This is a genomic window from Paenibacillus periandrae (assembly GCF_022458865.1).
Lineage (GTDB): Bacteria > Bacillota > Bacilli > Paenibacillales > NBRC-103111 > Paenibacillus_S > Paenibacillus_S periandrae.
Window position 1 is genome coordinate 135,900 of sequence record NZ_JAJNMU010000009.1, and the last position, 22,912, is coordinate 158,811.

General features: G+C 45.7%; 24 protein-coding genes. 21 read left to right on the plus strand and 3 right to left on the minus strand.

The annotated features are described in order from the left end of the window. Positions 1 to 23 precede the first annotated feature (23 nt). Both LRL21_RS16505 and LRL21_RS16510 read right to left on the minus strand, forming a co-directional pair. Positions 24 to 1,292, minus strand: coding sequence for a glucuronate isomerase (locus LRL21_RS16505; RefSeq protein WP_240416902.1), 1,269 nt, complete (start codon positions 1,290 to 1,292; stop codon positions 24 to 26). Between the two features lie 416 nt (positions 1,293 to 1,708). Further along, a complete protein-coding gene (locus LRL21_RS16510) occupies positions 1,709 to 1,915 on the minus strand; it encodes a DUF1657 domain-containing protein (RefSeq protein WP_076230063.1) in 207 nt (68 codons plus the stop codon). 144 nt (positions 1,916 to 2,059) lie between these two features. Between LRL21_RS16510 and LRL21_RS16515 the strand changes: the two genes are divergently transcribed. The 18 genes from LRL21_RS16515 (at position 2,060) to leuS (ending at position 19,707) form a co-directional block, all read left to right on the plus strand. Next, positions 2,060 to 2,917 (plus strand): DUF421 domain-containing protein, encoded by an 858-nt coding sequence (locus LRL21_RS16515; protein WP_240416903.1) that lies wholly within the window; start codon positions 2,060 to 2,062, stop codon positions 2,915 to 2,917. 16 nt (positions 2,918 to 2,933) lie between these two features. Beyond that, the gene (gene spoVAC / locus LRL21_RS16520; protein WP_240416904.1) at positions 2,934 to 3,407 is read left to right on the plus strand and encodes a stage V sporulation protein AC; all 474 of its coding nucleotides are present in this window, start codon (positions 2,934 to 2,936) and stop codon (positions 3,405 to 3,407) included. Positions 3,408 to 3,410: 3 nt separating this feature from the next. After that, positions 3,411 to 4,424 (plus strand): stage V sporulation protein AD, encoded by a 1,014-nt coding sequence (gene spoVAD / locus LRL21_RS16525; protein WP_240416905.1) that lies wholly within the window; start codon positions 3,411 to 3,413, stop codon positions 4,422 to 4,424. Between the two features lie 14 nt (positions 4,425 to 4,438). Continuing rightward, positions 4,439 to 4,789, plus strand: coding sequence for a stage V sporulation protein AE (gene spoVAE / locus LRL21_RS16530; protein ID WP_076230285.1), 351 nt, complete (start codon positions 4,439 to 4,441; stop codon positions 4,787 to 4,789). A 222-nt stretch (positions 4,790 to 5,011) separates the two neighbouring features. Then, complete coding sequence (locus LRL21_RS16535; protein WP_338044637.1) at positions 5,012 to 5,980, plus strand: AAA family ATPase; 969 nt, start codon at positions 5,012 to 5,014, stop codon at positions 5,978 to 5,980. A 5-nt stretch (positions 5,981 to 5,985) separates the two neighbouring features. Then, positions 5,986 to 7,230 carry a DUF58 domain-containing protein gene (locus LRL21_RS16540; protein WP_240416907.1) on the plus strand — a complete coding sequence of 415 codons (1,245 nt, stop codon included), beginning with the start codon at positions 5,986 to 5,988 and terminating at the stop codon, positions 7,228 to 7,230. Beyond that, positions 7,227 to 9,473, plus strand: coding sequence for a DUF4129 domain-containing transglutaminase family protein (locus LRL21_RS16545; protein ID WP_240416908.1), 2,247 nt, complete (start codon positions 7,227 to 7,229; stop codon positions 9,471 to 9,473). Before LRL21_RS16540 ends, LRL21_RS16545 begins: the two co-directional genes overlap by 4 nt. 164 nt (positions 9,474 to 9,637) lie before the next feature. Beyond that, complete coding sequence (locus LRL21_RS16550) at positions 9,638 to 10,135, plus strand: YqeG family HAD IIIA-type phosphatase (RefSeq protein WP_240417088.1); 498 nt, start codon at positions 9,638 to 9,640, stop codon at positions 10,133 to 10,135. Between the two features lie 7 nt (positions 10,136 to 10,142). Continuing rightward, the gene (yqeH, locus tag LRL21_RS16555; RefSeq protein WP_240416909.1) at positions 10,143 to 11,264 is read left to right on the plus strand and encodes a ribosome biogenesis GTPase YqeH; all 1,122 of its coding nucleotides are present in this window, start codon (positions 10,143 to 10,145) and stop codon (positions 11,262 to 11,264) included. Between the two features lie 21 nt (positions 11,265 to 11,285). Continuing rightward, positions 11,286 to 12,143, plus strand: coding sequence for a shikimate dehydrogenase (aroE, locus tag LRL21_RS16560; protein ID WP_240416910.1), 858 nt, complete (start codon positions 11,286 to 11,288; stop codon positions 12,141 to 12,143). Positions 12,144 to 12,234: 91 nt separating this feature from the next. Beyond that, entirely contained in the window at positions 12,235 to 12,528 is a 294-nt protein-coding gene (yhbY, locus tag LRL21_RS16565; RefSeq protein ID WP_240416911.1) for a ribosome assembly RNA-binding protein YhbY, read from the plus strand. Between the two features lie 26 nt (positions 12,529 to 12,554). Beyond that, positions 12,555 to 13,154 (plus strand): nicotinate-nucleotide adenylyltransferase, encoded by a 600-nt coding sequence (locus LRL21_RS16570; protein ID WP_240416912.1) that lies wholly within the window; start codon positions 12,555 to 12,557, stop codon positions 13,152 to 13,154. Further along, positions 13,132 to 13,704, plus strand: a complete 573-nt coding sequence (gene yqeK, locus LRL21_RS16575; protein ID WP_240416913.1) for a bis(5'-nucleosyl)-tetraphosphatase (symmetrical) YqeK — start codon at positions 13,132 to 13,134, stop codon at positions 13,702 to 13,704. The genes LRL21_RS16570 and yqeK overlap by 23 nt, the downstream gene beginning before the upstream one ends. Before the next feature lie 39 nt (positions 13,705 to 13,743). Further along, complete coding sequence (rsfS, locus tag LRL21_RS16580; protein WP_240416914.1) at positions 13,744 to 14,091, plus strand: ribosome silencing factor; 348 nt, start codon at positions 13,744 to 13,746, stop codon at positions 14,089 to 14,091. Further along, entirely contained in the window at positions 14,088 to 15,020 is a 933-nt protein-coding gene (locus tag LRL21_RS16585; protein ID WP_240416915.1) for a CvfB family protein, read from the plus strand. The genes rsfS and LRL21_RS16585 overlap by 4 nt, the downstream gene beginning before the upstream one ends. Before the next feature lie 36 nt (positions 15,021 to 15,056). Continuing rightward, positions 15,057 to 15,851 carry a class I SAM-dependent DNA methyltransferase gene (locus LRL21_RS16590; protein ID WP_240417089.1) on the plus strand — a complete coding sequence of 265 codons (795 nt, stop codon included), beginning with the start codon at positions 15,057 to 15,059 and terminating at the stop codon, positions 15,849 to 15,851. A gap of 318 nt (positions 15,852 to 16,169) precedes the next feature. Continuing rightward, positions 16,170 to 16,862, plus strand: coding sequence for a TraX family protein (locus LRL21_RS16595; RefSeq protein WP_240416916.1), 693 nt, complete (start codon positions 16,170 to 16,172; stop codon positions 16,860 to 16,862). 394 nt (positions 16,863 to 17,256) lie between these two features. Next, a complete protein-coding gene (gene leuS / locus LRL21_RS16600; protein WP_240416917.1) occupies positions 17,257 to 19,707 on the plus strand; it encodes a leucine--tRNA ligase in 2,451 nt (816 codons plus the stop codon). A gap of 99 nt (positions 19,708 to 19,806) precedes the next feature. Here leuS and comER read toward each other — a convergent pair whose 3' ends face one another. Then, a complete protein-coding gene (comER, locus tag LRL21_RS16605; RefSeq protein ID WP_240416918.1) occupies positions 19,807 to 20,640 on the minus strand; it encodes a late competence protein ComER in 834 nt (277 codons plus the stop codon). 60 nt (positions 20,641 to 20,700) lie between these two features. On the opposite strand from comER, the gene LRL21_RS16610 reads away from it, so the two are divergent. From LRL21_RS16610 to LRL21_RS16620, 3 genes are all read left to right on the plus strand, one after another. Continuing rightward, entirely contained in the window at positions 20,701 to 21,393 is a 693-nt protein-coding gene (locus LRL21_RS16610; RefSeq protein ID WP_240416919.1) for a ComEA family DNA-binding protein, read from the plus strand. Positions 21,394 to 21,472: 79 nt separating this feature from the next. After that, positions 21,473 to 21,994 (plus strand): deoxycytidylate deaminase, encoded by a 522-nt coding sequence (locus LRL21_RS16615; RefSeq protein WP_240416920.1) that lies wholly within the window; start codon positions 21,473 to 21,475, stop codon positions 21,992 to 21,994. After that, the gene (locus LRL21_RS16620; protein WP_240416921.1) at positions 21,994 to 22,875 is read left to right on the plus strand and encodes an Rpn family recombination-promoting nuclease/putative transposase; all 882 of its coding nucleotides are present in this window, start codon (positions 21,994 to 21,996) and stop codon (positions 22,873 to 22,875) included. The genes LRL21_RS16615 and LRL21_RS16620 overlap by 1 nt, the downstream gene beginning before the upstream one ends. Positions 22,876 to 22,912 lie beyond the last annotated feature (37 nt).

Consider the following 22,912-nt stretch of genomic DNA (forward strand, 5'->3'; position numbering starts at 1 on the left):
CTAATATTCTCCAAGAATGATATTTAGTTTACAGCCGCTGGATCGGGTTTTCCAAGAAACTTCCAGAAAGTACCACCGAGCAAGTCGTCGACATCGCGCTGAATTTCTTCTTCCTCCAAGCGCCATCCCGCTGCCAATAAATCATCATATTTCTCAAACAATACTTTTGCAATGATTTCACGGGAATGATCCCATTTATACAGCAATTGGTCAATAATTCGACAATCGGAATGCTGTGGAATGATGCTGCCACCGAGCAATTCGAAACGCATACGGGTAATTTCTTCGATAAGACTTGGATTGTTAAGGAACCACCAGCAGCCGAAAATTAATAAATTACGGTTTTTACGGGCAGTTACGGCGAGCTCATGCTGATTTTCACGTGAAAGCATGGTCACCAGGAATTTCACGTCCTGATATTTGCTGACGATTCGTTCTACTGTTCCGATATCACTTTTTCCCAAGCTGTCTCCAGCATCCTTCAAAGATGGGTTAACCTGACGTTTAACACCGATCATCATGGCAAATGGGATATCAGTCTCACGCGCGGTAGGAACGATGCATTCATCAATGATGCGTCCACGGGAAGAATCCTCAGGGTAAGCAAAATCACTTGGCAGTGAAACCGCCATATATAATGGATTAATGCGCTCAATCCAGTCGGTTAGAAAACGACGAATCTCTGAAATGGTATTTCCTGAAAAGTCGGATTTGACCTCGTAGCCTTGCTCAACAAGCAGAGTCCAGGTAGTATCCCAAGCATTCAACAAGGGATCGATACGTAACGCAGCGAGAAAACGGGGATCCTGCGGATGATTTTGCGACCATTTCTCACGTTCAAAGCTATTGAAAGGATCATTCGTCATGACGACAGTTTTCACCTTTGCCAGGTCCAATATGCGTGTAATATAATCTTTGGCGCTGACATTGTTGTAATATTCGCGATATGTGTTCAGATCTCGCGTACTTAAATCAAAGCCAAGTCTGTTCAGCACGGTGACAACACCACGACATGCTTCACTATAAGGGGAGTGTTCAATGAACAACGTTTTCCATATTAAATCGGCCTGCTCCTGCTTGCCCATAGCCCAAAAAACATCATAAGATAATTCCGGCTTGAAGCGAAACGTTTCAGCAATCAGGTAATGGTAGGTTAATAAGTCATCGACACCCCATAGCAGCAGGTCGCCGAACGATTCTGCAAATAAATGTGTGTGTATATCGGTTACTTGAGTATTTCTTACCGTTTCCGTAACAAATGAATACAGTTGCTCCTTCGAACGAATCGTCATAATAGAAGAGAAACCTCCCGCAAAATAAGTTTATGTTAACGTGAACAATGAACATATTATATCATTAAATTCCATATAGGCATATACACATTCCAAACAAATTAACGGGACATAGGATAGATCGGGAACATTAAGGATAGATGGGAGCCTGTTCATATGAAAAAACAGACTAATCTTCTCTTTATACTTGTACTTTATATTTTATTGCTTTTATTTTTATGGCTATTGGGTTGATCGAGGGAACTCATACGAAGCTTATTAGAGCTATGTGCATAGGTAAACTTACATAGCTCATGATTGTTCTAGTTTTCGGCAAAGAAATATGAGCGCATAAAAAGCCTTGAACTGCCATTTTTTTGACAGTATCAAGGCTTTTATGTGTGGACAAGTTTTTTGTCCAATTCGTTCAGCCTTAGTTAAAAGCCTTTATATTGAGGCTCTTCACTTTCCAGCTGCTGAACACGTCCGCTGATTTGATCGCAAACTTGTTGTGTTGTTTGAGCAGCTTGCTCAAAAATCTGCTTGGCTTCTTGATTTTGTGTACTCAGAGCAAAAGTCTCCAAGCTCGCTTGTGCACTTTTTAAAGAGGCAAGTGTTGTCTTTACGCTTGATGCTACAGTCATGATTGTTCACCTCCTTGTGTTTCACCTTTTACATTGTGCTCACAATTTTTGAAAACATAACTGGAATAATTTAGAAACCATAAGTCTGAGCAATGATGCAAATAATGTTACGGTGAGGTTTATTCCGGGAAGGAGAGAGTGGGGATGGATTGGGTACACATTATTGTCAGGTCGCTTGGAGCTATCGCGATGCTGTTTATACTGACAAGGTTACTAGGGAAAAAGCAGATTTCCCAGCTTACTTTTTTTGAATATATAACAGGTATAACCTTGGGTGAGCTGGCTGGTTTTATATCGACCGATATCGAAAATAATTACATGCACGGGGTTGTTGCGTTATTGGTATGGGCACTGGTACCGCTCGGAGTGGAATTGATCACGCTGAAGAGCGTTACGCTGAGGGGTTGGTTCGAGGGGAAGGGTACGGTCATGATCAAGGAAGGTAAGGTCATGGAAAAAAACCTCAAGAAAGAACGTTATACGGTGGATGAATTACTGGAGCAGCTTCGAAGCAAAAGCGTATTTAATCCAGCGGAGGTCGAATTTGCAATGCTGGAGGCAAGTGGTGAGCTAAGCGTCATGCTGAAGAAAGAGAATCAGCCGCTTACACCCAAGCATCTTGGTATCCAAACTGCACCTGAACAGGCTTCGCAGGCTGTGATTATGGACGGTAATATCATGGAAGAACCACTCGCAACAGCGGGTTTAAATCCAGGATGGCTCAGGACCGAATTGGAGAAAATCGGGGTCACAGTCGACAATGTGTTTCTGGGGACCGTTGATTCCTATGGAGCGCTGTATGTCGATTTGTATGACGATATGCTCAAGCTGCCGGTAAATAACGAAAGAAGACTGCTGTGGGCAACGATCAAAAAATGCGAAGCCGATTTAACCTTATATGGCTTATCAACGGTTGATGCATCTGCCAAAAAAATGTATGAGGACTGTACCCTGCAGCTGCAAAAGCAAATCAGGCTGCTTGAGCCCGTCCTAAAAAGATAAGAAAGGAAGCGATGATATGGCTTCAAAAACCAAGCAAAAACTAACCTGGACACAGCAGGAATACCAGGTGCTTGCCAAAAAGAAGGAGCCGTCCAGGCCGGTTCTGAAAAACTGCCTAAGGGCTTTTTTAGTCGGGGGGATTATCTGTGTAATTGGTCAAGGCTTAACTGAAATGTTTATCCACGCGTTTGGATTTCAGGCAGAAAAGGCAGGTAATCCTACAGTGGCCGTGCTTATTTTATTGTCGGTCATTCTTACCTGCTTTGGTTGGTATGACAAGCTTGCGCAATGGGCGGGAGCAGGCTCAGCCGTTCCCGTAACTGGGTTTGCAAACTCGATGTGCTCAGCAGCTCTTGAGCATAAGAGCGAAGGGTTTGTGTTAGGTGTTGGTGGTAACATGTTTAAGCTGGCTGGCTCTGTCATTGTGTTCGGTATCGTAGCAGCTTTTGTGATCGGATTGATTCATTTAATTTTCAACATAGGAGGATGAGCGATGCTTCAGGGACATCAAAGCTGGGCATTTCAGAACCGTCCCGTCATAACGGGTGCTGCCACTGTCGTTGGCCCTGAGGAAGGCTCAGGACCGTTAGGTGATGATTTCGATATTGTTCATGGAGATATGATACTGGCGCAGGACAGCTGGGAAAAGGCAGAGCGACAATTGATGGATGAAGCCGCCAAGCTCGCTGTAGAAAATGCGGGATTAACGAAAGAAAAGCTTCAGTTCTACGTTGGCGGCGACTTGATGAATCAAATTATTAGCAGTACATTCGCGGCACGAACGCTGGCGATCCCGTACATTGGTATTTTCGGTGCTTGTTCTACTTCAATGGAAGGGCTAGCGTTAGCATCCATGCTGACGGATGCAGGTTATGCGAATGACGTCATGGCCGGAACCTGCAGTCACAATTGTACCACGGAGAAGCAGTTCCGTTACCCGACCGAATACGGCTCGCAGAAGCCTCCCACTGCCCAATACACAGTAACAGGTGCAGGTGCAGCAGTAGTTTCACGACATGGAAAGGGACCTGTTGTTACGGGCGCTACGATCGGCCGGGTCGTCGACATGGGCATAAAGGACCCGTTTAATATGGGTGCAGCAATGGCACCTGCCGCGGTCGATACCATGCAGGCGCATTTCAAGGATTTTGACAGAGAACCTGGATACTACGATTTAATCGTAACAGGAGATTTGGCCAAGGTTGGCTATGATATTGCAAATGAATTGCTTATCAAGCACAAAATACCGATTCATCAGACCACCTATTACGACTGCGGCCTGATGATTTATGATCGTGAAAAGCAGCCTGTTATTGCAGGGGGGAGCGGCTGTGGATGCTCGGCCGTTGTGACCTATGGTCATATTCTTAAAAAGCTGATTAAAGGCGATTATCGTAAAGTTCTGGTCATTGCTACAGGAGCTCTGCTATCGCCGCTTTCGTTTCAGCAAGGGGAAAGCATTCCTTGTATCGCACATGCTGTAGCTATTGAAAGTGGGGTGCAGTAATTTTGGAAACCTTCATGGATTTTGTCTGGGCGTTCATTATCGGTGGCGCAATATGCGTGGTGGGGCAGCTGCTTATGGATGTTGGTAAGCTGACTCCTGCGCATACGATGAGTACATTAGTCGTAAGTGGTGCAGTATTGGATGGAATCGGCTGGTATGATCCGTTGATTCGATTCGCGGGTGCCGGCGCCACGGTGCCGATTACAAGTTTTGGGAATGCGCTCGTTCATGGAGCTTTGCAGGAGCTGAAGGAGGATGGTGCGATAGGTATAATCACAGGTATTTTCAATGTGACAAGCGCCGGGATATCATCCGCGATTATCTTTTCATTTCTGGCCGCTCTGGTTTGCAGGCCGCGAGGGTAAAGTTCCCATTCCATGAAACCAAATGCAACTATTGTACGTATCCTTAATAAGGTCTGTTGCGCTCCAGGGGCTCGTCCTTTGGAGTTTTTTGATTACCAAAATATCTCTAAATGTGTAATTTTACAAACAAATTTAGCGTATTTGCATGTATACGGCCTTTTTTTATTCCTGTAAAATAGAAAGAGAAACGCTCTGCCCACTTATTATACACACCCAAGGAGGATCAGGAACATGGAGGCCATTGTCAGTGAAGATATAGGAGTGCTAAAGCGCATACAAGCGAATTTGGAGTCTTGCATCCTCGGTAAGACAGATGAAATTAAATTACTTATGACAGCCATGTTAGCAGGCGGACACGTTCTTTTGGAGGACGTACCCGGTACCGGGAAAACAATATTAATCAAATCATTAGCCAAATCAATTCGTGGTCAATTCCGACGTATTCAATGCAATCCTGATTTGCTTCCCACCGATATTACTGGAGTGTCGATATATCATCCAAAAGATGAAGTGTTCATTTTCAGACCTGGTCCTATCATGACGCATATTTTGCTGGCAGATGAGATTAACCGTGCCACGACCAAGACCCAATCCGCATTGCTCGAAGCAATGGAAGAACGCCATATTACCGTAGACGGAAACACGCATGAGCTGCCACAACCATTCATGATGCTGGCTACGCAAAATCCGATAGATTTTGAAGGGACTTATACATTGCCGGAAGCTCAATTGGACCGTTTTATGATGAAGTTCAGTCTGGGCTACCCCGATGAAGCGACTGAAACGAAAATGATTATATCACAAAGCATCGTGCATCCGCTAGAGAAGCTGGAACCGGTAGCGGATATTGAACACATACTTGGCATGCAGCAAAGAGCAAAGCGGGTACATCTGGATGACGCGGTCGCAAGCTATCTCGTTTCGATCACAAGACAAACCCGTGAACACAACTCGATTTTTCTGGGGGCAAGTCCTCGTGCGACCCTGGCGCTGGTACAGGCAGCTAAAGCCTTTGCATTATTGCAGGAAAGAGATTATGTAATCCCCGACGACATCAAGTTTTTGGCTCCATACGTGTTGGGGCATCGCCTCATTCTGAATGCTGAAGCCCGAATGGACGGCGCTACGGTGCAATCCGTACTGCAGTCTGTGTTTCAACAGGTGAGAGTACCCATACGAATGGAGAAGTGAGCAGGATGCGAGAAGCCATCGTTCAGAAGCTTACCGAATTACCACGTATGAGCAAACAATTTTGGGCGGTTCTGCTTAGCTTGCTGGGAAGTTTGGGCTTTCTGTTGTTTCAAGGCGGGAAGCTGGCACTTATGCTATTTGTGGTCATGCTTGTTTTAAGCATCTATTTATTGCTCGGTCAATGGAGTGGAATCAAACGGACACAGGGTGCGCGGACACTGCATACTGCCGAAACGACGAATACATTGGAAGCAGGCAGTTCACTCTCAGTCACGATTCAATTGCAAATACCTGGATTTTGGCCTATGCCTTATATATTCGTTAAAGATCGCTTGACACATAAAAACGGCAGTGAATTGGCATTTGAATCTACCATAGTTCCCGATTGGAGACGACGTGGAGAGTGGGAGTACCGGACCCCTGCTTTGCGCAGAGGTTCTTATACATTTGGTACGACCGAATGTGTCACTGAAGATATATTTGGATTATTCGAGCATCGAGGTACTCTGAAGCTGCCTAATAGTATTGTAGTTCTACCGCAAACTGTGCAGATCCGCGAGTGGCAGCAATATCATCAAATGATGAAAGGTACGAACCACCATTCTACAACGACTCGTGCAGTTCGCGAAACAACGCAGATCAATGGTGTTCGAGAGTATATTTATGGGGATCGGTTGTCTCGTATTCACTGGAATGCGACCGCCAAAACAGGAACATGGAAATCAAAGGAGTTTGAGCGTGAGTCTTTGCCCAAAACTTACCTGATTCTGGATCGTGACCGTAAAGCTTATGGAGATCCGGAGAATTTTGAGCTCGCCGTGTCTGTTGCTGCATCTTTGTTTCAATACGGGGCCGGTCGCAGTCTGGCTCTGGGCCTGGTATCTACAGGAGCGGATGATGTGTATTTTGAGCCTAAGCCTGGACAAAACCTGCAAAAAGCGGTTCAGCAGCATTTCATTCATGTGGAGGCTGATGGTTCGTACAATCTTCGTCAAGTATTGAGGGAAAAGGTGCAGCATCTGGTTCCCGGCAGCTTTATTACCTTGATTACTCCGCAGTATGGCGAGTCGGTTATACAAATTTTTACTTGGCTTAAACAGCTCCAGTTGAATCCTTGTCACCTATGGATATGCTCGGATGCTACCGATCAGGAGGCTTGGCTGAAAAGACTGCAATCGGTTGGCGTGGTTGGGTATGCGATCCATTCACTTCATGAGCTTCCGGTTGTGCTGGGAGGGAGAAGTGGATGAGCGAATTGATGGTTGAGAGGACGCCAGTGTGGCGCCGCATGCTTTTGACGGATTGGACGCATCGGTTGACGGTTCTGCTGGTTGGTTTGCTGTTATTGCAATTTGTTACCTGGATTTCAAAAGAAAATGGATTGTGGCTTCCGGAAACGGTGCGCATTGTTCAACTAACATTGCTAGTCACCTTTCTACTAGAGCATGTCCCTCGGCTTCACTGGCTAGTGCGCGGCTTTATACAGATGGTTGCCGTGATTGCGCTTAATGCCCATGTTTTACTTGATTATAAAATTATTGAAGACGTATCACTATCCAGTTATTTTTCTTCGCAGCTTTTTCTGAATTTATATCAATTGACGCCTTATTTATGGTTTGCATTAAGTACCTGGGTTATTTATCTGACATTGATCTGGTGGGTAGAGGTGAAGTGGAGAGTTTATTTACTGATGATCGTCAGTGTTCTCGTCATGTGTATCCGCGATTCCTTCTCGAATGTATATTTATGGCCTCAGGTGGTCATGGTAGTGGGCTGTGGATTGTTCCTGTTAATTTTGTGTCATTTTCAACGGCTGCGTCGAAAAGATCCGACTGCGTGGAGCTATCTCGCTGATTATCCGACGTCGATATCGGTTCCGGTCATTACATTGGTTTGTCTGACGTTATCGATCGGCTCCATTATGCCGGAAGTCAGTCCATTATTAACTGATCCTTATACCGCATGGCGCAATTTTCAAGGCCAACCGGTTAATTTCACCACTGGCAAAGGCGTTGAGGTTGCAGCTCCTACGTCTTCGGGTGATGCTTCTTCGGGATACAGTCGCAATGATGCGGCACTTGGCGGAGGGTTTGAATTCGATTTTACACCGGTGATGACCGTAGAAACCTCTCATCGAAGCTATTGGCGGGGCGAGACACGCAGTTTGTACACTGGCAAGGGCTGGGAGCTTGGAGAAGGCGATAGACGTGCTCCCGTAAGTACGGTACGAGCAGATGTCGCATTGGCTGCTGATCCAAGAGCTGCCGGCAGCAAGCTGAAAACCATCGAGGTTACTCAAACGGTTACGATTTTGTCAGAGGAAAAATATCCTGTATTATTCGGTGCCTTCAGCCTGCAAAAGGTAGTCGATCTGGGTGGCGCCAAAACAGGTTTTGAACCTTTGCTCTGGGCTCCATCGCAGTCCGAGCTAAGATTTAATGAACAGCAGCGTCAGGCATTTCCTAAATCGTACACGATTGTCTCACAGATGCCGATTGTGGAAGAGGAAGGTTTGCGTCAAGCTCCTGCGGAGCTGCCGAATCGCGCCGAGCTGGCTGAATACTTACAGCTGCCTGACAACACCCCGAATCGTGTCCGACAGCTGGCAGCAGATATTACTAAGGATACAGCGAGTCCTTATGATAAGGCAAAAAAAATCGAACAATATTTACGCCAAACGTATCCATACACAAATAAGCCTGATCTCACCAAAGGCAAAAGTCGCGATTTTGTAGAACGTTTCTTGTTTGAAATCAAGGAAGGCTATTGTGATTATTTCTCATCGGCAATGGCCGTGCTGTCCAGATCCTCCGGGCTTCCAACACGTTGGGTGAAGGGTTATGCTTCTGGCTCGACGACAGTTCCTGACGAATATTTGAATATGTCAGTTGAACAGGGTATGCTGGACCCCGATGCTGCAGGTGTGTATACCGTTCGGAATGCGGATGCTCATTCCTGGGTGGAAATCTATTTTAGCGGATATGGCTGGATTCCTTTTGAGCCTACCTCAGGCTTTGTGCTGCCGCGTGCTTCACAACTGCAGGAAACCGTGATTGATCCATCCACATTGCCCGAAATTCCGGAAACAGCAGAAGAAGCGGTTGTCTTTTCAAATTCAGGCCATGTTGTCGGGATCAGCGGATTGGTTTTGTTCGTTGTTGCTTTAGTTGCTTTTTTAATTTGGAAGCTGCAGGTAGTCGATCTTGTCAAAGAACGGATTGAGCGCCGCAGAGCGTCACTTCTGAAGCAAAAGGTCATTGTAGAGTGTGAACGCATGCTGCGGATTTGTCGACGTAACGGTTATACCCGTGATGAACATGAAACATTACGAGAAGCAACTCGCAGATGGATCAAGCAGAGCAAATGGATGAAGGCGGACTTGGAGCAGGTGCTTACGATCTTCGAGAAAGCTAAATACAGCAATGCAGAAATAACAGAGGATGACTGGCAAAGCACGACTCAGTTGGTTGAGAAGCTGCGTTCGCAATTTTGATTTACAACGAGGATTCCCATAAGAAGCATTCAGCTCTTTAAGCTGTAGCCTGGCAGCCTGCTGTCAGGCTTTTTGCTGCCTATAGTTATTATTATTTTGCCACACCTAACTGGCTGTGGTATAGTTTGACGTATGTAGGTATGATCGTTCCCGAGGTGATTTCTTTGTTAAAAAGGCTGCTTCCACAATTACAAGTCAACACGATTTATGATATTGATCTCAATGAACTATGGGCCAAAGGTGTTCGTGGTATTATTACAGATCTGGATAATACACTCGTAGGAGCCAAAGCACCACTGGCTACGCCTGAATTAATCGAGTGGCTCAAGGTTGTCGGACAGATTGGATTTCAAGTCGTGATTGTTTCCAACAATAATAAGCTGCGGGTTAGCAAATTCGCTGAACCACTGCTGTTGCCTTTTATTTATCGGGCCAAAAAGCCAACCAGTGCGGCCTTTCACAAAGCACTTGGTATGATGAAACTGCTGCCAAGTCAGACAGTAGTTATTGGGGATCAGATGATGACCGATGTGCTTGGCGGGAACCGAATGGGGCTATTTACAATTCTGGTGCTTCCAATTGCAAAGGGTGATGAAGGTTTTTTTACGAAAGTTGTCAATCGCTCACTCGAGAAAGTAGCTACAAGTTGGATGAAAAGGTAGGTAAACCATGACAGAAAAGATTGCAGAAGTAAAAGCATGTGCCGGCTGTGGTGTGAAGCTGCAAATGGAGCATGTGGACAAGCTGGGCTATGTTCCGGCGCAAGCATTGGATCGTTCACCGATCATATGCCAGCGCTGTTTTCGTATGAAAAATTATAACGAGTCCTCAGGCATTACTTTAGACCACAATGATTTTTTGAAGCTGCTGAGCCACGTAGGCCATACAAAATCGCTGGTCGTCAATATTGTCGACATTTTTGATTTTGAAGGTACCTTAATCAGCGGCTTGCCGCGTTTTGTCGGGGATAACCCGATTGTGCTAGTCGTTAACAAAATTGATTTGCTCCCGAAAGTAACGAATTACAACAGAATTATTAACTGGATTCGTAAACAGGCTAGTGAATTTGGTCTTAAGGTTGTTGAAGTTGTGCTGTGCTCAGCCAAAATGAATCTGGGCTTTGACCGTGTGATCAAGGCATTGGACGAGCATCGGAATGGCCGCGATATTTATGTCGTTGGAGCCACGAATGTTGGTAAATCGACATTGATTAACCGTCTGATCCGTGATTACAGTGACCTGGAAGCAGAGCTGACAACGTCTCAATACCCGGGAACGACGCTGGACCTGGTGAAAATACCAATGGATGACGGTACCTTTATTATTGATACACCGGGTATTGTGTACCCACACCGGTTGACAGAGCTTGTGAGCAAGAAGGATTTGGCTGCGTTAATGCCTGATAAAGTCGTCAAGCCGGTCGTATTTCAATTAAATGAGAAGCAGACGATATTTTTCGGAAGCTTTGTACGGTTTGATTTTATCCAAGGTGCGCGTCAATCGTTTACCTTTTATGTATCCAATTCAATCACCCCGCACCGGACCAAGCTTGAACGTGCCGATGAGCTGTATGCAGAGCACAAAGGTGTCATGCTCGCACCGCCGACTCTTGAAGCCTTGGAGCTGCTGCCGAAGCTGACCAAGGTACCTGTACGTATTCCGAAGGGTAAAATTTATGATGTATCGATATCGGGCCTGGGCTGGATTAAAGTAAACAGTGACAGTGGCGCTGATCTGGCTATTCATGTTCCCAAGGGAGTTAAGGTTGCTGTACGTGAGGCAATGATATAGAGCGGGAGGAACGAAGTAATAATGGGGAAACAGAAAATAGACAGCAACACGATTCTGTATGGTGTATTTGGGGATCCGATTCGCCATTCCAAATCGCCGATTATGCTGAATCGCGCTTTTGAAGAAGCGGGAATTAACGCGGCTTATGCGGCATTTCATATTAAACCAGGGCAGCTTAGGTCTGCTATTGATGGAATCCGTGCGATGCAATTTCGTGGTGTCAATGTTACCATTCCACATAAGCTAGAGGTCATGGACTATATGGATGAAATCGATGAAGGCGCCCGAGTTATCGGTGCAGTCAATACGATTGTCAATGAGGATGGTCGTCTTGTTGGTCATAATACGGATGGTATCGGATACGTACGGTCCTTGAAGGAAGAAACGGGAATCGATTTGCGAGGCAAACATGTATTGATGCTCGGCGCAGGTGGTGCAGCGCGTGGTGTCGGATATGCATTAGCCATGGAGGGCGCGGCACATATCTATATTGCCAATCGTACCCGTGATAAAGCTATAGAATTGGCACAATCCATGTCCAGTTTTACCATGGCTACGGGCTTAGGGCTCGATGAAATAGTGGACATAGTCGGTAAGGTTGGTTTGATCGTAAATAATACTTCGGTTGGCATGCACCCTAATGTCAATGAAGTACCGATGGATACTTCATTGATTCTCAATACAACGATTGTCAGCGATCTGGTTTACAACCCGATGGTTACAAAGTTTCTTCGTGAATCCGAGTCTCGGGGTGTTACCATACACAGTGGCTTGGGGATGTTTATTTACCAGGGCGCTTATGCTTTTGAGTACTGGACAGGGGTTTCAGCCCCGGTTGTGGCTATGCGTCAGGCTGTCATTGATTCATTTAACACGTAAAAAATGGTCGGAGCTTGCAGCAATTTTGAATACATGTCAAGCCCGACCACAGATAACTATATTTACTCAAGAATAGAGGATAACGAACATTATGCTAACAGGTAAACAAACCAGACATTTACGCGCTTTAGCGCACCATTTGAACCCGATCTTCCAGGTGGGCAAGGGTGGAGTGAACGAGCATTTAATCAGACATATCAACGAAGCATTGGAAGTACGCGAGCTGATCAAAGTTACAGTGCTTAACAACAGTGGCGAGGATCGCAAAGAAGTCGGTGAACAATTGGCTGAACAAGCGGAGGCTGAGCTCGTGCAGGTTATTGGTAAAATTATCGTTTTGTACAAAGAGTCCAAGGACCACAAAACAATTGTGCTGCCAGTATAGATTTTTGAGCTAGAAGAGGTGAGAGCATGAAGGTTGGAATTATGGGAGGTACCTTTGATCCTATTCATATCGGACATTTGATTGCTGCCCAACACGCGTGTGAGCAGGCCTTCTTGGATGAGGTCTGGTTCATGCCAACAAATGTGCCCCCTCATAAGGAAAAAGGCCCGATGGCTACGCCTGGGCAGCGTTGGGACATGGTATGTAGAGCGGTCGAGGACCACTCCCATTTTCGTCCTTTTGATTTTGAGCTAAGGAAGGGCGGGATTTCATACAGCATTGATACGGTAACCGAGCTTCTTAAGGTTCATCCCGATATTCATTTTGCCTATATTATTGGTGCGGATATGGTACAGTATTTGCCTAAGTGGTACCGGATTAATGAATTGGTGCAGAAAATTACATTTATCGGCCTGCAGCGTCCAGGTTATGTTTGGGATTTGAATCTGCTGCCAGAAGCTATACGTAAAGCGGTTATTGCTGTGGAAATGCCTTTGATTGAGCTCTCATCCAGCTTGATCCGATCGCGTCAGGCTGAACGGAAGTCGGTTCGCTATTTAGTGCCAGATCGAGTAAATGAATATATGGTGGTGAATCGGATTTATGAATCGCAAGCAGCTGATTGATGCGGTAAAGGTTCAAATGCCTGCTGCCCGTTGGGAGCACACGTTAGGTGTGATGGAGACGGCTGTATTGCTCGCAAGGAGCTATCATGGTGATGCGGACAAGGCGCATTTGGCTGCCGTGCTGCATGATGTTTGTAAATATTGGCCAGTCAAGGATCAAGGTAATATTATTCGTGATCATGGATTGCCAGCCGATTTGCTGGAGTATGATAAAGAGCTTTGGCATGCGCATGCGGGAGCCTTTATAGCCCAGAGGGATTATGGTGTTAATGATGAAGAGGTATTGGATGCAATCCGTTATCATACTACCGGACGTAAACCTATGACCCAGCTGGAAAAAATCGTTTGTCTTGCAGATTATATTGAGCCTGGAAGAGATTTTCCGGGTGTGCATAAGATTCGAGAAATCGCCGAATATAGTATAGAGAAAGCTCTCTTGATGGCGTTTGATGGAACGATCATTTTTTTGCTGGAAAAGGGAAAAAAGGTGTATCCACTAACGATAGAGGCAAGAAACGGCCTCGTAGATGAAGTGAAATCCGTTGGATAGATTGAATTTGTCATACAGTTAGATCGAGGAGGAATTAAAATGAGTCTTACACCAGAAAAGCTAGTAGACCTTGTTGTCGAAGCGGCTGAAGATAAAAAAGCAATGAATTTAATCGCGTTAAACCTACAGGGGGTTTCGCTGATTACGGATTATTTTGTTATATGCCATGGTAATTCAGAAACTCAGGTTCAGGCTATTGCTACGGAAATTCGTAAAAAAGCTGAACAAAATGGCGGACGCGTACGTGGATTAGAGGGTATGGATACAGCACGTTGGATACTCGTTGATTTGGGTGACGTGATTGTTCATGTTTTCCATCGTGAAGATCGGGAATATTATAATATAGAGCGTCTATGGTCAGATGCCAAGGTGGTAGAACGCGTATGATATTAGATGCAGGAAGAACTTATAAACTGAAGGTTGCCAAGGAAATCGCTCCACACGGCTATTTTGTAACGGACGGCACTCAGGAAGTATTGCTCCATTACAGTGAGGTCGTAGGAACGATTAAGCCGGGTGATTCGGTAGATGTGTTCTTGTTCTACGATACCCAGGATCGTCTTGCCAGTACGATGAAAAAACCATTGATCCAGCTCGGTGAAATTGCACTTCTGGAAGTTGTTGATATTCACCCGCGATTCGGCTGTTTTCTGGAAATGGGCTTGGGCCGCAATTTGCTGCTTCCATTCAGGGAGCAACCGGATTTGCGTGAGCTTCGTCCCCAGGTAGGGGATAAGGTGTTCGTTGAACTTGCCCATGACCGTCAAGGTCGATTACTGGCCAGAGTTGCCGGTGAGGCAGAGCTTAAGCCGATGTGCTTTGATGCTCCAACCAGCTGGAAGAACACCTGGGTTAGCGCAAGAGTGTACAAGCCGCTGCAGATGGGTACCTTTGTTGTATGTGATGGAGGCGTCGTTGGATTTGGTGTCATTGGTATGATCCACTCCACGGACCGGACCAGAAAGCTGCGTCTTGGTGAGCAGGTGGATGTGCGGATAAGCTTTGTTCGTGAGGATGGCAATGTGAACTGTTCGATGAAGGCGGTAAAAGAGGTTGGACGGGATGAGGACTCGGAACGGATTCTTGCCTTTTTGCGTGAAAGACCAAACGGTTCCATGCCTTATTCGGATGAATCCCCTGCGGATGCGATTAATGAACGGTTCCAGATCAGTAAATCTGCTTTTAAACGGGCAATTGGTAAATTAATGCGTGAAGGCCTTGTTTATCAGGAAGGCAGCTGGACTCATCTGAGGCAGGAGCAACAACCTGAGGATAATCAGGAGTTGAAGACTGAGAGTCAGTCGGACGGAGAATAATAGCTGTAAATTGTCAATTAGTAAAGGTGCTGAATGATTGTGGCTTATAATCAGTTTGCGTATTATTACGATCGATTGATGGAGGACATGCCGTACGCCGAATGGCTCGAATTTCTGCAGCAGTGCTGGAAACAATATGGCCATCCACAAACGATAGCGGATCTTGGATGCGGAACAGGCAGTATAGCGCTGCCACTTGCAAAGCAAGGTCACGAAGTTTATGGCATCGATAGTTCAGAGGATATGCTGGCGGTCGCGCAGCAAAAGGCACAGGAAGCTGAAGCTCAGCATCTTTTTCAGGGAAAAGGTCGAATAACCTGGCTGCAGCAGGATTTGCGTGATTGGTCCTTGCCGGTTCAGGTTGATGCGGTCATCTCCTTATGTGATTGTATGAATTATTTGCTGGAGGAAGAGGATGTGCAGCAGGCATTCAGACAGGCATACAATGGTCTTAAAGCCGAGGGTATATTTGTGTTCGATGTGCACACTCCCCTTCAGCTGGAAAGCTATGCGGAGGAACAGCCCTTTTTTCTAAATGAAGACGATATTGCTTATATTTGGACGAGCGAGCTGGATGAGGAGCGCTGCGAAATCGAGCATTCACTAACTATCTTTAGTCAGGTTCCTGCGAGTAATGGGAAATCTGGCTATGAGCACGGTGATTTTTTCCAACGTTTGGAGGAATATCATTCGCAGCGTGCCTACTCACTTGCATGGATGAAGCAGCAGCTATTGGCGGTTGGTTTTAACGAAGTGCTTTGTTACGGTGATTTTGTGTGGAAGCCAGCAACAGATTCGACGCAGCGTGCTTTTTTTGTAGCGAGGAAGTAGTTGGGCTTAATCTGAACCAACACTTCTGCGCTGCTACAGCTTCATAAGTAGACTCCATATACATAAAATGATTCCCCAAAGTGGTAAAGCTAACAAAATTCCGTTCATGATACCTAACATATGACCCACCTCGTTCCTGAGTGATCGGAGCTGCTGCCGCTGTTCCATTGACAGCTCATATTGTTATCTTTTCCATTTAGGAAACTCTCTAATCATGCTGACTATCGCCAAATAGACCTCGATTGGCTTTAATAGTGGCCATCGAGGTTTATTCACGGCATGGAGAACACTATTTAACAGAGAAAGCGGGTATCCCTTATGAGCGATGAAAACAGCACTGTGCAGCCCTTGGTTAAGGCAAAACCGCTCGGCATGCAGCGGGAGCTTCTCCAAATCGTAGCCATGCTGACCATGCTCATTGATCATATTGGAGCAGCCTTATATCCGGATCAATTTCTGATATTGCGCTTTATTGGACGGATTGCTTTTCCGCTGTATGCTTTTGGTATCGTCCAAGGATACCTGTATACCCATGATATTCAGAAATACGTATTGCGGTTAGGAATTTTAGCGGTCATATCCCAATTTCCATTTATGTGGGCCTTCGACTATTTGGAAGTGAATGTGATCGGAACCTTTTTTATATGCATATTAACCTTGATTGCGATGGAGCGTACGCGGATTATTTTATTGCAAATCCTGTTTGCTTGTGCCGCTTTCCTGCTGTTCAGCTGGATTCCAACAGATTACGGCACTTACGCGCTGATGATGATTTTGATCTTCAGGTACACATCTTCCTATTTTGCCTTGCTATTGCATTTTTTCTTGAACCTGTACTACTACTGGACAGGCGGCGTTATTTATCAATTTATTAGTATGGTGTCTACGATCTGGCTGATTTGGGGAGCCAAAGCAAGGCCAATCCCATTTACCATTCCACGGTGGCTCTGGTTATCGTTTTATCCTGCACATTTATTCATTCTTGCCATTATCAAATGGCTATTTTATTGAAAAAACGGTGTGTACAAGCAGGCGTGACTTGACACAGCAGCTGTTTTTTACATATAATCGCCTTATATGAACTAGCGGCAGTGATAGGAAGTAGTAGCTACGTACCATTTTTCAGAGAGTCAGTGTTAGGGTGAGAGCTGGCAAATGGGAAGAGTGAACTCGTCTTGGAGCCAGAAGGTCAATGCTTGAACGATGCTGAGGTTGAATACGTCAACAGAGCAAACACAAGTCTAACCGGATCGTTGCCCCCGCGTTAAGGGGAAGAGTGAACACGGGCAAAGCATGCTCGCTGTTAACTAGGGTGGTACCACGGGAAGCACGCCTCTCGTCCCTAGCCGTTGCGCTAGCGATGAGGGGCTTTTTTGTTTGGACATAATGAAAGGGGATTAACAGAATGACAGAGGAAATCAAAGAACAGCAGGGCTATAACCCACAGGCCATCGAGCCGAAATGGCAAGGATATTGGGACGATCATAAATCCTTTAAAGTGCTGGAGGACGATAGCAAACCGAAATTTTATGCGTTGGATATGTTTCCTTATCCGTCGGGAGCCGGACTTCACGTAGGACATCCGGAGGGCTACACGGCCACGGATATTGTTTCCCGTTATAAAAGAATGCGCGGCTATAACGTGCTGCACCCGATGGGCTGGGATGCATTCGGACTGCCTGCAGAGCAGCATGCATTGGATACGGGACAGCACCCCCGTGACATAACGATCAAAAATATTAATAATTTTCGCCGTCAAATCAAGTCGCTGGGCTTCTCCTACGATTGGGACCGTGAGGTCAGCACGACCGACCCGGATTATTATAAATGGACGCAGTGGATTTTTATTCAGCTGTATAACAAAGGACTTGCCTATGTAGATGAGGTTGCTGTGAACTGGTGTCCGGCACTGGGTACGGTATTGGCTAATGAAGAAGTTATCAACGGCTTGAGTGAGCGTGGTAATCATCCTGTCGTGCGTAAGCCGATGCGTCAGTGGGTATTGCGAATTACAGAGTACGCAGAGCGGCTGCTGGACGATCTGGAGGAGCTGGACTGGTCTGAGTCGATTAAAGATATGCAGCGGAATTGGATCGGGAAATCGAAGGGTGCCGAGGTCGTATTTGCGATTGACGGACATCAAGGTGAGGGCTTGAAGGTATTTACCACTCGCCCAGATACCCTTTTTGGTGCCACCTACTGCGTTATGGCTCCTGAGCATGATTTGGTAGCGAGCATTACAACACCTGAACAGGACGCAGCAGTGAAGGCTTACCAGGAAAAAGCGTCACATAAAAGCGATCTGGAGAGAACGGATCTGGCCAAGGATAAATCCGGTGTATTCACAGGTGCGTATGCGGTCAATCCGGTAAATGGCGCCAAGGTACCGATCTGGATTTCCGATTATGTGCTGGCTGGTTATGGAACAGGCGCGATTATGGCTGTACCTGGGCATGATCAACGTGACTGGGAGTTCGCCAAGCAGTTTGATCTGCCGATTGTTGAGGTTATAACAGGCGGTGACATTACGAAGGAAGCTTATTCAGGAGACGGAGCGCACGTTAATTCAGAGCTGTTGAACGGATTGACGAATGTGCAGGCGATTGCCACGATGGTTGAATGGCTGGAGTCGAACGGTAAAGGTCACGGTAAAGTCACATATAGACTGCGTGACTGGTTATTCAGCCGTCAGCGTTACTGGGGAGAGCCGATTCCGATTTTACATCTTGAGGATGGCACAATGAAAACTGTTCCTGTTGATCAATTGCCTTTACTGCTGCCGGATATCGAGCAAATCGCTCCTTCGGGTACAGGAGAATCACCACTGGCTGTTGTCACAGAATGGGTAGAAACTATAGATCCTGAGACCGGTATGAAAGCGCGCCGCGAAACAAACACGATGCCGCAATGGGCAGGCAGCTGCTGGTATTATCTGCGTTTTATCGATCCAAAGAATGACAAGGAGCTGTGCTCACAGGAGCTTCAGCAAAAATGGCTGCCGGTGGATCTGTATATTGGCGGTGCCGAGCATGCGGTGCTTCACTTGCTGTACGCACGTTTTTGGCATAAGGTGTTGTACGATCTGGGTGTGGTTGCAACAAAAGAGCCTTTCCACAAGCTGGTCAACCAAGGAATGATTTTGGGTGAAAACAATGAAAAAATGAGTAAATCGCGTGGTAATGTGATCAACCCGGATGAGATCGTTAATGAATTCGGCGCGGATACACTGCGGATGTACGAAATGTTTATGGGGCCGCTAGAAGCGACGAAGCCTTGGAATATTAACGGCGTTGAAGGAAACTTCCGTTTCCTGAACCGGATTTGGCGGATGTTTGTCGGAGATAATGGTCAGCTGCATTCCAAGATTTCCTCTGACGAGACCTTGGGAAGTGAATCCTTCAAGCGTACCTGGCATCGTTCGATTAAAAAAATTACCGAGGATTTCGAAGCACTGCGCTTTAATACAGCAATCAGCCAATTGATGATTTTTACGAACGAGGCTTATAAAACAGATCGTCTGCCCAAAGCAGCGATGGAGCATTTTGTTCAAATGCTTTCCCCGATCGCACCTCATATCGCTGAAGAGCTGTGGGAGAAGCTGGGGCATACGGGCTCAGTGACTTATGCCGAATGGCCAGTGTATGATGAAGCATGGACTGTAGATAATGAGATCGAAATCGTTGTACAGGTGAATGGAAAAATCGTGGAGCGCGCACTTGTTTCCAAAGATGCCGATGAAGCGGCTCTGCAGGAATTGGCGATGGGCTCTGAGAAGGTCCAGGAAGCTATGGCTGGCAAAACTGTAAGGAAAGTAATCGCGGTAAAAGGAAAGCTTGTTAACATCGTAGTTGGCTAATTGAGCCTGGCTGCCAATCGACTCATGATTGCTTGACTAATTTAAATAACCGTCCGGTTGCGCGGACGGTTCATACGAGGAAAACGTGAAAGCATCGCGTTAGTCGGCACTTGCGCCGAAAAACCGGGCTTTCACTTTTTCCACATCTTCTTCATATTTGGAATGAGTTGTGCGGATCAGTTTATTAAACATCCCGTGCAGCTCATTTTCCATTATACGGAGCCCTTCGGCCGTAATTCCACCGGGCACTGCAACCTGTTTTTGCAAGGATAAAGGTGTAAACCCGCCAACGGTCAGCAGCTTGCCTGTTCCAAGCAGCATTTCGCATGCTAGTCGTGTCGCTTCAGGCTCGGAAATTCCGGTTTCTTCAACTGCGGCATCGACGAATTTTTGTATGAAATAAGCTATAAATGCCGGTCCAACACTTGTCAGGTCAGATGAAATACGTGCATGCTCCTCGGATATACGTATCGGTGTACTGATGAAGGCAAGTAAGTTCTCGACTAGCTCAATATCTTGCTCAGACATGCGATCGCTATACATACATAGAGTCGCACCGCTGGATACATAGTTGGTAATACTGGGTATCATTTTGGCAATCTTGCAGTTGAGCTGCCCTTCCAAATGACTAATAAGCACAGGGCTTGTTATGGACACGAATATATGTGAACCATCTATCTCGTCCTTCAGTTCATCAATGACTGCTTTATACTCCAATGGCTTGACGCATATAAACAATATTTCGGAATGCTGTAAAACATCGATGCTGGAGTGGGAAACTCGGATACCGGGATAGGCAGCTGCTAATCGTTCTGCTTTGGACAGGGTGCGGTTTGTGATCGTAATTTGCTCCGGCAGGAGCGCACCCGCTTGAATGAACGCTTCGATTAATATGCTGCCCATGCTGCCTGTACCGATGAATCCAACTTGCATAGCCATCCCCCCTTGGATCAATAGACCTTCCTTTATGCCTATGCGGATGAGGTTGGGATTATGCAGCAATTGAGCCATGGTCACGAAAATGAAGGGTCCAATAAGCGCTTAGGGTGGAATGCAATGATGAACCATATTCAAATTTACTCTCACCAGAACGGAGGGAATTTACTTTTGAACCTTAACAGTGGATGGAGCATCAAATGGGTAGTGTGGCTTGTAACTGCTGCTATTATTTTGGTCATGGCGTGGTGCGGTTACTCTTGGTATGGGCGTAGTTTTCCCCAGTCAACCGGATGGCACAATGCTAATGAAGAGATGCAAACGTTTTTACTCAAGCAATCAGAAGAAAAGCTGAAGAAGGCAGAAATTTCCGCTGAGCAGGGAAAGAATGCATCGACACCCGCAAAAGCAGTCACAGATAAAAATGTTCCCAAGGATACATCGGCTACCGCCCAAACGAATCCGGACCCACTGGCGTTAGAGGCTGCTTCTCCCGTAAACAAGCCCGATCCCGTGTTACCTGACCCAGCTTCCAAGCCAGTATCAACTAAAGGCACGGTGCATCTTAACAAAGCCACGCAGGCACAGTTGATTACCATACCTGGCATCGGTGAAGCCAAAGCCAAAGCTATAATTGCCCATCGCAAGCAAATTGGAGGTTTTCAGAGAATCGATCAGCTGTTGGATGTGAAAGGGATCGGAGAGAAGCTGCTGGAGAAAATGAAGCCTTATCTGGTTCTGGAACCTTGATCAAGCCTTTTGTTTTGAGGAAAAGTATGAGAAAATAGTATCAATACCTATTCTATTATAACTTATGGAGAACCAACTAATGACAACCCGCAAAGATTGGGACACTTACTTTCTGGATATGGCTTATATGGCTTCAACCCGTTCCCGCTGTAACCGCAGACATGTCGGAGCCGTACTGGTGCAAGGGAAAAAACTTCTGGGTGCTGCTTATAATGGTGCGCCTATGGGGGTGCCGGATTGTTCGGAAGCTGGCTGCATGCTTGTAGAGGAATATGAGCTTTTAAATCTTGAAGGCGCAGAGCAGGTTCTCAAAAAACAACGCTGCATCCGCACCATTCATGCCGAGCAAAATCTGCTGTTGTTTACAGATCCAAAGGATCGTGAGAATTCTGTCGTTTATGTAACCGACCAGCCGTGCTGGACCTGCTCGAACATGCTGGCCAACAGCGGAGTTATCGAAATCGTGTACCATCGTCCATACAATAAGGACAGCGCCAAGGTGACAGCATTGATGGAGCAAAAGGGAATTATTTTTCGCAGTCTGGAGTCCTATGTACCGCCTTCTGGAACGAGTGATCCTATCAAGGATGGCGCGGAGTGATGGACAGAAGATTTGTGAACCATATACCACAAAAATTCATTCCTATGAAATTGGATATTTTGTTCAAGATGGTATTTGGCAGCAGCAAGGTAATATTAGGTGATTTTTTGTCCGCAGTAGTTGGCAGCAAAGTGGAAGTTGAAGAGATCATCAATAATGAGCTTGCCAAAGAGAATCTTGCTGAAAAGAAAAGTATTTTAGATGTGCTTGCATCTCTAGAGGGTGGTAGTAAAGCCAATATAGAAGTGCAATTGAGCAGTCACAATATGTTTAGTGAGAGATCTCTTTATTATTGGAGTAAGCTGTATGGAAGACAAATTCCTGAAGGCTTTGACTATTCTCATTTAAGAAAAGTGATTTGTATAAATATTGTAGACTTTAACCTACAGACGAATAAAGATATCACTCATTATCATACTGAGTTCAATATCAGAAGAGAAGATGGCAAACTATTTAGTGATCACTTATCACTTCATTTTTTGGAGCTTCCCAAGCTAACTGAATCAAAAGAGCCTGTAAATAGGCTTGAGCTATGGTTGAAGTTTTTAAATGCTGAATCTGAGGAGGAATTGAAAATGATTTCAGATAAAGATTCATTGCTTTCAGATGCATACTTGGAACGAATTAAAGCATTTGCAGATGAAGCTAAAATGCACGAAATCGATGCCAGACAAAAGGAATTGATGGATAGTATAACCTCTATTAACTATGCCAAACAAGAAGGCAGGAAAGAAGGCAGGAAAGAAGGTAAACAAGAAGGTAAACAAGAAGGCAGGATTGAAGTAGTTAAAGAGATGTATGCTGGTGGTATGTCAATTGAAACAATAGCTAAAGTTCTCAAGCAAAGTGAAGCTGAGATTCGCAAATATGTAAATATGTAAACAGCGGGTATTACAAAGATAATCATAATTATTACTA